Annotated in this window: 11 protein-coding genes; 1 reads left to right on the top strand and 10 read right to left on the bottom strand. The window is 71.3% G+C overall.

Annotation, left to right across the window (positions count from 1 at the left end):
* Positions 1-57: 57 nt before the first annotated feature.
* The 9 genes from ACIP8Z_RS21335 to ACIP8Z_RS21295 form a co-directional block, all read right to left on the bottom strand.
* The gene (locus ACIP8Z_RS21335; protein WP_402085618.1) at positions 58-864 is read right to left on the bottom strand and encodes an HAD family hydrolase; all 807 of its coding nucleotides are present in this window, start codon (positions 862-864) and stop codon (positions 58-60) included.
* The gene (gene serS, locus ACIP8Z_RS21330) at positions 861-2,150 is read right to left on the bottom strand and encodes a serine--tRNA ligase (protein WP_319315168.1); all 1,290 of its coding nucleotides are present in this window, start codon (positions 2,148-2,150) and stop codon (positions 861-863) included. Before serS ends, ACIP8Z_RS21335 begins: the two co-directional genes overlap by 4 nt.
* 497 nt (positions 2,151-2,647) lie before the next feature.
* Positions 2,648-3,583, bottom strand: coding sequence for a prephenate dehydratase (gene pheA / locus ACIP8Z_RS21325; protein ID WP_055602630.1), 936 nt, complete (start codon positions 3,581-3,583; stop codon positions 2,648-2,650).
* An 81-nt stretch (positions 3,584-3,664) separates the two neighbouring features.
* Positions 3,665-4,936: an iron uptake transporter deferrochelatase/peroxidase subunit gene (gene efeB, locus ACIP8Z_RS21320; RefSeq protein WP_402085615.1), complete on the bottom strand. Its 1,272-nt coding sequence runs from the start codon at positions 4,934-4,936 to the stop codon at positions 3,665-3,667.
* A 3-nt stretch (positions 4,937-4,939) separates the two neighbouring features.
* A complete protein-coding gene (locus ACIP8Z_RS21315; protein ID WP_402085613.1) occupies positions 4,940-6,877 on the bottom strand; it encodes a copper resistance protein CopC in 1,938 nt (645 codons plus the stop codon).
* Positions 6,878-6,922: 45 nt separating this feature from the next.
* Positions 6,923-7,390 (bottom strand): copper chaperone PCu(A)C, encoded by a 468-nt coding sequence (locus tag ACIP8Z_RS21310; RefSeq protein WP_402085610.1) that lies wholly within the window; start codon positions 7,388-7,390, stop codon positions 6,923-6,925.
* Positions 7,387-8,118: an SCO family protein gene (locus ACIP8Z_RS21305; protein ID WP_402085608.1), complete on the bottom strand. Its 732-nt coding sequence runs from the start codon at positions 8,116-8,118 to the stop codon at positions 7,387-7,389. The genes ACIP8Z_RS21310 and ACIP8Z_RS21305 overlap by 4 nt, the downstream gene beginning before the upstream one ends.
* Before the next feature lie 47 nt (positions 8,119-8,165).
* Positions 8,166-8,963 carry a YcnI family protein gene (locus tag ACIP8Z_RS21300; protein WP_402085605.1) on the bottom strand — a complete coding sequence of 266 codons (798 nt, stop codon included), beginning with the start codon at positions 8,961-8,963 and terminating at the stop codon, positions 8,166-8,168.
* A gap of 111 nt (positions 8,964-9,074) precedes the next feature.
* Positions 9,075-9,866, bottom strand: a complete 792-nt coding sequence (locus ACIP8Z_RS21295; RefSeq protein ID WP_402085602.1) for a hypothetical protein — start codon at positions 9,864-9,866, stop codon at positions 9,075-9,077.
* Between the two features lie 213 nt (positions 9,867-10,079).
* On the opposite strand from ACIP8Z_RS21295, the gene ACIP8Z_RS21290 reads away from it, so the two are divergent.
* Complete coding sequence (locus ACIP8Z_RS21290) at positions 10,080-10,529, top strand: ATP-binding protein (RefSeq protein WP_402085599.1); 450 nt, start codon at positions 10,080-10,082, stop codon at positions 10,527-10,529.
* Positions 10,530-10,592: 63 nt separating this feature from the next.
* Here the strand turns inward: ACIP8Z_RS21290 and ACIP8Z_RS21285 are convergent, their stop codons facing one another.
* Positions 10,593-12,053, bottom strand: a complete 1,461-nt coding sequence (locus ACIP8Z_RS21285; protein WP_319315144.1) for an aminopeptidase P family protein — start codon at positions 12,051-12,053, stop codon at positions 10,593-10,595.
* Positions 12,054-12,160: the final 107 nt, after the last annotated feature.

Here is a 12,160-nt window from a genome sequence, read left to right as displayed (position 1 = left end):
GCCGGTCGGACCGCCGGCACGTCGCGGCCGGTCGGACCGCCGGCACGTCGTGGCCGGTCAGACCGACAGCAGGCGCTCCAGGACGACGGCGATGCCGTCCTCCTCGTTCGAGGTGGTGACCTCGTCCGCCACCGCGCGCAGTTCCTCGTGGGCGTTGCCCATGGCCACGCCGTGGGCCGCCCAGCCGAACATCGGGATGTCGTTGGGCATGTCGCCGAAGGCGATCGTCTCCGCAGCCTTCACCCCCAGCCGGCGCGCCGCCAGCGAGAGACCGGTCGCCTTGCTCAGGCCGAGCGGCAGGATCTCCACCACACCGGGCCCCGCCATGACGACGTCCACGAGACCGCCGACCGTCGCACGGGCGGCGCGGGTCAGCTCGTCGTCCGACAGCGTCGGGTGCTGGAGGTAGAGCTTGGTCAGCGGCGCCGCCCACAGCTCCGCCGGGTCCTCGTACGGCACGTACGGCAGCGGCCCCGGGTGCGCCCGGTAGCCGGGGCCCATCAGGACCTCGCCCTCCAGGCCGTCACGGCTCGCGGCCAGCGCCAGCGGGCCGACCTCCGCCTCTATCTTCGAGAGCGCGAGCCCCGCGAGCTGCCGGTCCAGGGTCAGTGAGGTCAGCAGTCGGTGCTCACCCGCGTGGTAGACCTGCGCGCCCTGCCCGCACACCGCGATCCCCTCGTAGCCGAGGTCGTCCAGGATGTGCCGGGTCCAGGGCACCGCCCGGCCGGTGACCACGATGTGCGCGGCGCCCGCCTCCGTGACGGCGGCGAGCGCGTCCCGCGTGCGGGCCGAGACGGACTCGTCGGCGCGCAGCAGCGTGCCGTCGAGATCCGTCGCGACCAGGCGGTAGGGGAAGGGGCTCACTTGGCGATCGGCTCCAGGACCTCACGGCCACCGAGGTAGGGCCGCAGCATCTCCGGGACGCGCACGGAACCGTCGGGCAGCTGGTGGTTCTCCAGGATCGCCACGATCGTGCGCGGTACGGCGCACAGCGTGCCGTTCAGGGTGGCGAGCGGCTGGACGGTCTTCTTGCCGCCCTGCTCGTCGCGCATGCGGACGGAGAGCCGGCGGGCCTGGAAGCTGTCGCAGTTCGAGGCCGAGGTCAGCTCGCGGTACTTGCCCTGGGTCGGGATCCACGCCTCGCAGTCGAACTTGCGGGAGGCGGAGGCACCGAGGTCACCGGTGGCGACGTCGATGACCTGGAACGGCAGCTCCAGACCGGTCAGCCACTGCTTCTCCCACTCCAGGAGCCGCTTGTGCTCGGCCTCGGCGTCCTCCGGCGCGACGTACGAGAACATCTCGACCTTGTCGAACTGGTGGACGCGGAAGATGCCGCGGGTGTCCTTGCCGTACGTGCCGGCCTCGCGGCGGAAGCAGGGCGAGAAGCCCGCGTACCGCAGGGGCAGCTTGTCCGCGTCGATGATCTCGTCCATGTGGTACGCCGCGAGGGGCACCTCGGACGTGCCGACGAGGTAGTAGTCGTCCTTCTCCAGGTGGTACACGTTCTCCGCGGCCTGGCCGAGGAAGCCGGTGCCCTCCATGGCGCGCGGACGGACGAGCGCCGGGGTCAGCATGGGGATGAAGCCGGCCTCGGTGGCCTGCGCGATCGCCGCGTTGACCAGGGCGAGCTCCAGGAGGGCGCCCACGCCGGTCAGGTAGTAGAAGCGCGAGCCGGAGACCTTGGCACCGCGCTCGACGTCGATGGCGCCGAGCGCCTCGCCGAGCTCCAGGTGGTCCTTGGGCTCGAAGCCCTCGGCCGCGAAGTCGCGGATGGTGCCGTGCGTCTCGAGGACGACGAAGTCCTCCTCGCCGCCGACCGGGACGTCGGTGTGGACGATGTTCCCGAGCTGGAGCAGCAGCTGCTTGGCCGTCTCGTCGGCCTCGTTCTGCTCGGCCTCGGCGGCCTTGACGTCGGTCTTGAGCTGTTCGGCCTTCTGGAGGAGCTCGGCGCGCTCCTCCGGGGTGGCCCTGGGGATCAGCTTGCCGAGCGCCTTCTGCTCGGATCGGAGCTCGTCGAAGCGGACGCCGGACGACCTGCGCCGCTCATCGGCGGAGAGCAGGGCGTCGACGAGCGCGACGTCCTCTCCACGGGCGCGCTGGGAGGCGCGAACACGGTCGGGGTCCTCACGGAGCAGGCGAAGGTCAATCACCCCACCAGGCTACCGGTGCGCGTTCGCCCGCCCCCACCGGATAACGTCACGCGTGTTGTCACGCGTGACGTTATGCCCGAATTGACACCCGTGAGAATGCCGGGAGCGGGGCTCTGTATTTAGTTATCCACAGGCTGTGCGGAAGATCTGTGGACGACGGGGAAGATCACGTGTATTTCCCGCCCCGGCCCTGGGAATTCCGTGATCAAACGCCATTGAGGCACTCATTTGGGTGGGAATTGCTCGCTCCAAAGAGTTGGTCGAGCGAACCGTGCTGACGAGGGCTTCTTCCCCGCACTGTGGACAGCCGGGCGGGGTCAGGGAGTAGCTAGGGCGATTTGTCGACCTTGTCGGGGCGAGCTGTCGACTTGTCCCCAGGTCGAGCCCGGAGGCTGTGGATAACCTCTGTGGGTAACTGAAAAATATGCAGGTAGGACTAGTGGTTCGCACCTGTGGACGAACGCTCCCGTCGTCGGGAGCGTTCGGTCAGTATCGGGTCAGGCCCGACCGTCCTGGGCCCTCGCCAGCCAGTCGGAGGCCGCCATGAACTCCCCGTCCGAGGTGCCGCGCCGCAGCGCCGCCACGTCCTCGACCGCGACGCCCGCCCTCGGGTACGAGCCGAGGAAGCGCACCTTGGGGCAGATCCGCTTGAGCCCCATCAGCGCCTCGCCCACCCGCCGGTCCGAGATATGGCCCTCGGCGTCCACGGCGAAGCAGTAGTTCCCGATCCCCGCTCCTGTGGGCCGGGACTGGATCAGCATCAGGTTCACCCCGCGCACCGCGAATTCCTGGAGCAGTTCGAGGAGGGCACCCGGATGATCGTCACCCAGCCACAGCACCACCGAGGTCTTGTCCGCGCCGGTCGGTGCCGCGGGCCGGGCCGGCCTGCCCACCAGGACGAACCGGGTCTCGGCGTTCTCCGCGTCGTGGATCTCGGTGACCAGCGCCTCCAGGCCGTACGTCACCGCCGCGAACTCCCCCGCGAAAGCGGCGTCGAAGCGGCCCTCCTGCACCAGCCGGGCCCCGTCCGCGTTCGACGCGGCGGACTCCCACAGCGCCTCGGGAAGGTGCGCCCGCAGCCAGTTCCGGACCTGCGGCTGGGCCACCGGGTGGCCCGTCACGGTCTTGATGTCCGACAGCTTGGTCCCCGGCCGCACGAGCAGCGCGAAGGCGATCGGCAGGAGCACCTCGCGGTAGATCATCAGCGGCTCGCCGGAGGCCAGCTCGTCGAGGGTCGCGGTCACCCCGCCCTCGACCGAGTTCTCGATCGGGACGAGAGCGGCGGCGGCCTCCCCGTTCCGTACGGCGTCGAGCGCGGCCGGGACCGAGACCATGGGGACGAGTTCCCTCGTCGCGGCCTCGGGCAGCGTACGCAGCGCGGCCTCCGTGAAGGTGCCCTCGGGGCCGAGATACGTGTACCGGGTGGCGGACATACCGTCACCCTAATGGGCTCCGGAGCCGCGGGCCGCCCGCCCGGCGGGACGCGCGGGCCCGCCGGCGGCCGACCCGGCGGGTCAGGACTCCAGGAGCCGCTGCCCCACGTACTCGCCCTCGGCGGGACCGCCCGGGACCGCGAAGAGACCGCTCGCCTCGTGCCGGATGAACGCGGACAGCGCGTCGCCCCGGTCGAGCTTGCGCTGCACGGGCACGAAGCCCCTCAGCGGGTCGGCCTGCCAGCAGACGAAAAGCAGACCGGCGTCCGGCGTCCCGTCCGCAGCGATCCCGTCGTGGAAGGAGAACGGCCTGCGCAGCATCGCCGCCCCGCCGTTCTGTTCGGGGGCGGAGATACGGGAGTGGGCGTTGTCGGGGATGACCGTCGTCCCGTCCGGGCCGCGCTTGTCCAGGTCGAGCTCGGTGGTCTCCGTGCCGCCGGTGAGCGGGGCCCCGTCGGACTTCCGCCGCCCGATCACCTTCTCCTGCCGGTCGAGCGGCAGCTTCTCCCAGTCGTCGAGCAGCATCCGGATCCGGCGCACCACCGCGTACGAGCCGCCGGCCATCCACTCCGTCGCGGCCTCGCCGCCCGCCGGGACGAAGATCCGCCGGTCGAAGTCGGGATCGGTGACCTTCGGATTGCCCGTGCCGTCGATCTGGCCCATCAGGTTGCGGGCCGTCATCGGCTTCGCGGTGGCACCGGCCGAGCGGTTGAAGCCGTTCATCTGCCAGCGCACCCGGGCCGCGTCGCCCGCGTCCTTCTGGAGGGCGCGCAGCGCGTGGAAGGCGACGAGCGCGTCGTCGGCGCCGATCTGCACCCACAGATCGCCCTCCGAGCGCCGCGCGTCCAGGGCGTCGGCGGAGAAGGCGGGCAGCGGGTCGAGCGCGGAGGGGCGGCGCGCGGTGAGTCCGGTCCGGTCGAAGAACGTACGTCCGAAGCCGAAGGTGACCGTCAGGGAGGAGGGGCCCGCGTCGAGCGCCACGCCGGTGTCACCGGCCGCGGCCTTGCCCGCCATCAGCGCCTCCGCCGTCACCGACCAGCGGCGCAGCAGGGCCATCGACTCCTTGCGACCGGCGCCCGGGGCGAGGTCGAAGGCGATCAGATGACCGCGGGACTGCGAGGGCGTGGTGATCCCCGCCTGATGTTTCCCGTGAAACATCACCTCGGTCGAACCGACCGTGGTCAGCGGCGGGGTGCCGTCGGTGCCGGCCCCGTCGGTGGTGCCGCCGTCGGAGCCGGCCGTGGTGACGCCGACGCCGCCTGCCGCGCCGATGACGAGTCCGGCGGCGCCCGCCGCGCCGACGGTGCCGAGCAGCCGACGCCGGGAGATCTCAAGAGTGTTGTTCTCGGTCAAGGATCAGCCGATCTTCACGTTCTTCTCGATGGTGGTCTGGTCGATCTCGGACGTCCTGACGGTGACCTGGATCCGCCACTCACCGGGCATCGGGATCTGGACGCCACTCGCGCTCCAGTGCCCGGTCTGGATCCGGTCCGGGGCGACGGGCAGCGGGCCGACGTCCTTGGCCTCAAGCGTGAGGGCGACCTTGATCTCGGGCACGTCCAGCGGCTTGCCGTTGGGCCGTTCGACGAAGAGGTGCAGCGCGTTGGCGCCGGTGCGGCCGGGGTCGAGGCTGAGCCGCACGATTCCCTTGCCGTCGGCGCCGCCGGTGTCGAAGGGCAGCCGGATGTCGACGGGCCGGTCGGGCACGGCGGCCGGGCCGGAGGCGGCGGTGCCGCCCCGCGCCGCCTCCTCCTCGGTGCGGCCGGGCTCGGTCGAGGTGAGGACGGTGGTGACGGCGAGGAGCACGACGGCGACGGCGGCCTCGGTCAGCACCGAGCGGCGCAGACCGGCCCGCTCGGGGTCGGCGTCCCGCTCCCGCTTGCGCCGCGCGGTGGCGACGGCGGCCCGCTGCCGAGCGAGCTGAGCGGCCCGCTCGGGATCGGCGGCCTCGGTGGTCTCGGTGGCCTCGGCGCTCTCCTCGGCCTGCTCGTTCTCCTCGGCCTGCTCGGATTCCTCAGTCTCCGCGCTCTCCTCGGTCTCCTCGGCCGGCGTCGGGTCGGCGAGGCGCTGGGTCCAGCGGCGCGAGATCCAGGCGATGCCGATGAGGACGCACATCAAGCCGATCTTGACGAGCAGCAGCTGCCCGTAGCGGGTCCCGGTCAGCGCGGACCAGGAGCCGACCTGACGCCAGGACTGGTAGAGCCCCGTGGCCGCGAGGACGGCCACGGAGCCGAAGGCCACCTTGGAGAAGCGCTCGATCGCCGAGCGTTCGACGGACGGCGCCTTGTAGAGGGAGACGAGCAGCACCGTGAGGCCGCCGAGCCAGGCGGCGACGGCCAGCAGGTGCAGGATGTCGACGGGCATGGCGATCCCGGGCTGGATGCCGGTCGAGGCGTGCTCGGCCAGCGCCCAGGTACCGGCGATGCCCGCGGCGACGACGGTGCCGCCGAGACCGAGCCCGAAGGCGAGGTCCTTCTTCTCCTTCGGGTCGGTCCGCCGGGCGTAGGCGCCGAAGAGGACGGCCACGAAGAGCGCGGCCGCGCCGAGCAGCAGCAGCCGGGAGGTGAGCGCGGCGCCGGTCTTCGTCTCCAGGACGGCCTTCAGACCCGCCAGGTCGAAGGCGTCGGAGAGTTCACCGGAGCCGGTGTACGGGTTGCGCAGGAGCAGCATGACGAGGGTGGCGCCGGTGAGGGTCAGCCAGCCCCGGACCACGGTCTGCTGGACCGGGCGGACGCTCGCGCCGCGCGGCCAGCAGGCCAGGACGAAGGCGCCGCCGCCGACGAGGACGGCGAACCCGGCGTACGAGACGTAGCGCGCTATGCCGTAGAGGGTGCCGACGAGACCGCCGCCGGCCGTCCGGTCGGGCAGGGCGACGGACGTCGTGGAGGGGGCGCCGATGGAGAAGGTGAAGGCGCCGGAGATGGGGTGGCTGTCGGCCGAGACGGTCTGCCAGGCCACGGTGTACGTGCCGTCGGGCAGCCCGGCCCGGAGCGCCACCCCGTAGCGGACGATCGAGCCGCTGCAGAGGTTGAGTATCTCGCCGGTGTCGGCCCGCCGGCCCGCCGGGTCGAGGACCCGGATCGAGTCGGCGCTCATGGCGACCTGTTCGGAGAAGGTGAGGTTGACCTCCTTCGGAGCGGTGGCGACCACCGCCCCGTCCTTCGGATCGCTTCCGGTCAGCGCCGCGTGCGCGGACGCGGGGGCGGCACCGGCGAGCAGCGTGCCGAGCAGCGCGGCCGCGAGGATCAGCAGCCGGGCCAGCGCGGTACCGAGGCGCGGGGCGGTGGTTGTCATCTTCCGGTTCACTCCGTCAGTTCTGTGAGAACTCCGTCAACGCGCTCAGTGCTGCTGCGGGTTGTGGTTGGCGGCCTCCACGGGAAGGTCGACCTTGATCGGGTCGGACTTCTCGAAGTGGAGCTCGATGCTGACCTTCTCGCCCTGCTTGGGCTTCTTCTTCAGCTCCATGAACATGATGTGGCTGCCACCGCGGGCGAGCTTCAGCTCTCCGTTCGCGGGGATGTCGAAGGACTTCACCTCCTGCATCTTCTGGTTCTTCGTCTCGTGGATCGTGACGTCGTCGGAGATGGCGCTGGTGACCGAGGTGAGCTTGTCCGCGGTGCCGCTGTCGTTCTTGATGGTGAGGAAGCCGCCGGCCATGTCCATCACCGGCTGCGGCATGAACGCGCCGCTGACCTTCAGGTCGGGCTTCCCGTCCTCGGACGCTTCGGACGAGGACGAACACCCGGTCAGTGCGAGCGCGGCGGCGAGCGCCACGGAGGCGGACAGGGTGGTGGTGCGGCGGTTCACGGGTTCTCCCCCTTGATGAGCTTCGGCAGATCCTTGGCGTAGTCGTCGACGCTCGTGTCCTCGCCGTACAGGACGTAGCCCTGGTCGGTCGTCGGCGAGAAGGCGATCACCTGTGCTCCGTGCATGGAGACGACCTTGCCGTTCTCCTTCTTCGGCGGGTCGATGCCGATGCCGATCTGCCGCGCCCCCGCCTGGATGGTGGAGAACGAGCCGGTGAGACCGGTGAAGGAGGGGTCGCCCGCGGCGGGCAGCCACTTGGCGAGCTCGGCCGGGGTGTCCCGCTCGGGGTCGGTGGTGACGAAGACGACCTGGAGCTTGTCCTGGTCGGCCTTGGGGAGCTGCTTCTTGGCGATGGCGATGTTGCTCATCGTCATGGGGCAGACGTCGGGGCAGTGCGTGTAGCCGAAGTAGATGAGCGTCGGCTTGCCCTTGGTCCGCTCCCGCAGGTCGTACTTCTGGCCCTTGGTGTCGGTGAGGACGAGTCCGGGCTTGGTGAACGGCCGGTCGAGGACGGTCGCGGCCTTGGTGGTGTCGTCACCGCCGGAGACCACGGCGACCGGGCCGGAGCCGCCGGCCGAGGGCTGGTCGTCGTTGCCGCCGAGGCCGACGGCCGCGGTGACGCCGATCGCGGCGACGATCGCGACCGCGGCGACGATCAGCGGGGTGCGGCGCCCGGGACGGGCGGGGCCGTCCTCGGGCTTCGGAGAGGGGGTCTTCTCTGCGGACATGCTGGTTCTTTCCGCTTGTTTCCGGGTGCTCTGGATGAGTGCGGCCGTCAGGCCGAGCGGCGGCGGCCGGCGAGGACACCGAACGCGACGCCGGCGACGCCGACGAGGATGCCGATGACGCCGAGGATCCGGGCCGTGGTGTCGGAGGAGTCGGCGGCGGCCGTCTCCTTCTTCGCGTCGGCCTTGTCGTCGTGGCCGGCCTTCTCGTCGTGCCCCGCCTTCTCGTCCGTCGCGGTGGAGGCCGAGGCGGACGGGGCGGCGGCGCCGCCGTGGTGGTCGGCGGAGGCGGCCGAGAGCTTCAGGACGGGGGCGGGGTTCTGCGGCTCCTCCGCGCCCTCCTTCTGCTCCTCGATCCAGCGCACGACCTCCTTGTTGTCGTACGTCTGGATCGCCTTGAGGACCAGCTGATCGGCGTCCTCGGGCAGCTGTCCGAGGGAGAGCGGGAACTGCTGGAACTCTCCGGGGCCGATCTTCGAGCCGTCGGCGGTCCACGTCACCTTGGAGACGGCCTCGTTGATCGTCTTGCCGTGCAGCTCCAGCGGCTTGCTGAGCTTGCTCTTGGTCACCACGGCCTTCCAGCCGGGGATGGGCTGCGGCATGACGGAGGCGAGCGGGTGGTCGAGCGGGAAGTTGACCTCGAGCTTCACGGTGGAGGCGTTGTCGCGCTCGTTCGGGACCTTGATGTTGACGGTCGCGTAGCCGCCCTTGGCGGCCTCGCCCTGCGGCTGCACGCTCACGTGCGCGAACGCCGTGCCGGACAGCAGCACGACGGAGGAGAGGGCGATGCCACCGGCGAGGGCGACCCGGGTGGCGGAGACACGGGAGGAGACACGGGAAACGGTCATGGCAGAAGACACTCCAGCTCGGAGGAAGGCGAGGGAGTCCGGCGCGCCGGGGGACGGACCCTGGACCGGCGTGCGGACGAGCACGGCCCCGCTCCCTGTGAGCGGTCCGTGTCAGGCTGCGAGAACGCAGTCGGCGGCCGGCGGGCCGCGCCTGATCACCGTGTGCAGGAGTGCCTCGGCCACCGGCGGCGGCGAGGAGTCGAAGGCCGTACGGGCCGTCCCCCGCGGCCCGGTTCCGGGCGCCGCCGCAAGACCGTTGAGCAGCGCCCGTACGAGACGGAGCGCGGCCCTGAGGGAGCGGACGAGGGCGCACTCGGCGAGCTCCGTCGCCCCCTGCTCGGAGAGTTCGACGAGTCGGCGGAGGGCCCGGTCGCCGCGGCGCAGCAGCCAGCCCGTGGCCACGGCGGCCAGCAGATGGCCGAGGATCATGGGCAGACCGGGCAGCAGCTCACCGGCGGGCGTGCTCGCCGCGGCGGCCGTGTGTCCGAGGTGGTGGGCACCGGATTGAGCGGTGGCCGGGTCGAGTCCGGCGTCGCGGATGATCCTGGTGGCGTCGGCGGAGGTGAGGGACGAGGTCCCCGCGCCGCAGACGAGCCGCGCCGCCATCCGTACGAGCGCGTCGTCGGCCTGGGGGCTCAGGCCGAGCCGATGCTGGCCGAGGCCGAAGAGGGCGTGCAGCCCGAGCTGTCCGCCGGCGAGGGCGGCGACGACGAAGCCGAGTGAGCGTTCCCGTCCGGTGAAGAGGACGGTGATGCCGAAGACGCCGAGGAATCCGGCGAGCAGCGTCCACAGGGGGATGCCCGCGCAGGCGGCGATGGCGTGCCCGAGCGCGGACAGCACGACGCAGACCGCGGTGAACACCGCGGCCCTCAGCAGCCGTGGAGCGAGCGCGGGGGCATTCATGGCGGGCCCATCATCGCACCACGGGTCCCACCGGTATGAGGCAGGTCCAGAAGGTCGTTCTTGGGGCTCTTGAGGGCCTTCGGGGTGACATACACCGGCGCAGGGGCCCGGTGCATCCGCCGATCGAGCGCTCTTGACGCGTCCGTGCGCTTACGAAGGGGTCTGTCCGGCAATAGGTATCGGTATGTCGAGCCGCTGCCGGGAGGCTGGAGCATGAGCATCTGGTGGTCACTCCATCTGCGGCGCGAAGCCGCGAGCGTGCCCCTCGCCCGAAGGCTTCTGATGGGCACGATGGAGACGGCGGGTGTCGATCCCGACGTGTCGTACGAGCTGTCGGTCGCGTTGACCGAGGCGTGCGCGAACGCGGTCGAGCACGGCGGCGACGGCTCCGACGGGCCGGGCGCGGCCGGCAGGGCCTATCGGGTGACGGCGTACCTGGACGGCGAGACCTGCCGTATCGAGGTGGCGGACTCGGGCCCCGGTTTCCCCGGCGCCGAGCTGCCCGCCGCGCCGTCGGACGCCGAGCACGGCCGGGGGCTGCGCCTCATCGAGGAGCTCGCGGACCATGTGCAGTTCGGCAACCGCTCGGGCCGGGGCGGCGCGGTGGTCAGCTTCGACAAGATCCTGAAGTGGAAGGACAGCCCTTCCCTGCTCATGGCGTGAGCACGGGGAAGGGCCCCCGCCGGTCGGTCGGCGAGGGCCCTTCGGTTCCAAATTACGCGGAGATCAGCCCTTCAGCGCGGCCATCCACGCCTCGACCTCGTCGGCGTGGCGCGGCAGCGCGTCCGAGAGGTTCCGGTTGCCGTCCTCGGTGACGAGGATGTCGTCCTCGATCCGGACGCCGATGCCGCGGTACTCCTCCGGCACGGTCAGGTCGTCGGCCTGGAAGTACAGACCCGGCTCCACGGTCAGGCACATGCCCGGCGCGAGGGTCGTGTCGACGTAGGCCTCGGTGCGCGCGGCGGCGCAGTCGTGGACGTCCATGCCGAGCATGTGGCCGGTGCCGTGCAGGGTCCAGCGGCGCTGGAGACCGAGCTCCAGGACGCGCTCGACCGGGCCCTCGACGAGGCCCCACTCGACGAGCTTCTCGGCGAGGACGCGCTGGGCGGCGTCGTGGAAGTCGCGGTAGGCGGCGCCGGGCTTCACCGCGGCGATGCCGGCCTCCTGCGCCTCGTACACGGCGTCGTAGATCTTGCGCTGGAGCTCGGTGTACCGGCCGTTGATCGGCAGGGTGCGGGTGATGTCCGCGGTGTAGAGCTCGGTGGTCTCCACGCCGGCGTCGAGCAGCAGCAGGTCGCCGGAGCGGACGTCGCCGTCGTTGCGCACCCAGTGCAGGGTGGTGGCGTGCGGGCCGGCGGCGCAGATGGAGCCGTAGCCGATGTCGTTGCCCTCGACGCGGGCGCGGAGGAAGAAGGTTCCTTCGATGTAGCGCTCGCTGGTGGCCTCGGCCTTGTCGAGGACCTTGACGACGTCCTCGAAGCCGCGGGCGGTGGAGGCGCAGGCCTTCTCCAGCTCGGCGATCTCGAAGGAGTCCTTGATGAGGCGGGCCTCGGAGAGGTAGACGCGGAGTTCCTCGTCGCGCTCGGCGGTGACCTTGTCGGTCAGCGCGGCCTCGATGCCGGCGTCGTGGCCGCGGACGTTGCGGACGGGGCCGGTGGCCTCGCGCAGTGCCTCGGCCAGCTCGCGGACGTCCTTCGCGGGGACGCCGAGGAGCTGCTCGGCCTCGGTGAGGGAGTGGCGGCGGCCGACCCACAGCTCGCCCTGGCCGTCGAGCCAGAACTCGCCGTTCTCACGGTCGGAGCGCGGCAGCAGGTAGATCGTCGCCTCGTGGCCGCTCTTCGTCGGCTCCAGGACGAGGACGCCGTCCTGGGTCTGGTCGCCGGTGAGGTACGCGTACTCGGTGGAGGCGCGGAAGGCGTACTCGGTGTCGTTCGACCGGGTCTTCAGCTTGCCGGCCGGGATCACCAGGCGCTCGCCCGGGAAGCGGGCGGAGAGCGCCGCGCGGCGCTCGGCGGTCTTGTCGGCCTGGGCGATCGGCTCCAGGCCGTGCAGCTCGGTGTCGGCCCAGCCGGACTTCATGTTCTCGGCCAGCTCGTCGGAGACGCCCGGGTACAGGCCGTTCTTCCGCTGCTTGATCGCCTGTTCCTCAGTCTCTTCCGGGGTCTCCGGCGTGAGCTCCTCGGCCACGGGTCTGCCTCCTCTTGGTACGACACTGAACCCCCACCATCGTACGGTCGTACGGAAGGGGGCCCAGGGCCGGAAGACCCATTACTGGAATGTCACGCTCCGCTTAT

The sequence above is a fragment of the Streptomyces sp. NPDC088553 genome (genome assembly GCF_044752965.1).
Lineage (GTDB): Bacteria > Actinomycetota > Actinomycetes > Streptomycetales > Streptomycetaceae > Streptomyces.
The sequence above is the reverse complement of the archived record's forward strand: the minus strand, read 5'-3'. Positions and strand labels throughout refer to the sequence as shown.

Coding starts and splice junctions, on each gene's coding strand:
- pheA (WP_055602630.1), bottom strand. CDS start 3,583: ATGTCCGCCACCCGGTACACGTATCTCGGCCCCGAGGGCACCTTCACG.
- ACIP8Z_RS21315 (WP_402085613.1), bottom strand. CDS start 6,877: ATGACAACCACCGCCCCGCGCCTCGGTACCGCGCTGGCCCGGCTGCTG.
- ACIP8Z_RS21305 (WP_402085608.1), bottom strand. CDS start 8,118: ATGTCCGCAGAGAAGACCCCCTCTCCGAAGCCCGAGGACGGCCCCGCC.
- ACIP8Z_RS21300 (WP_402085605.1), bottom strand. CDS start 8,963: ATGACCGTTTCCCGTGTCTCCTCCCGTGTCTCCGCCACCCGGGTCGCC.
- ACIP8Z_RS21295 (WP_402085602.1), bottom strand. CDS start 9,866: ATGAATGCCCCCGCGCTCGCTCCACGGCTGCTGAGGGCCGCGGTGTTC.
- ACIP8Z_RS21290 (WP_402085599.1), top strand. CDS start 10,080: ATGAGCATCTGGTGGTCACTCCATCTGCGGCGCGAAGCCGCGAGCGTG.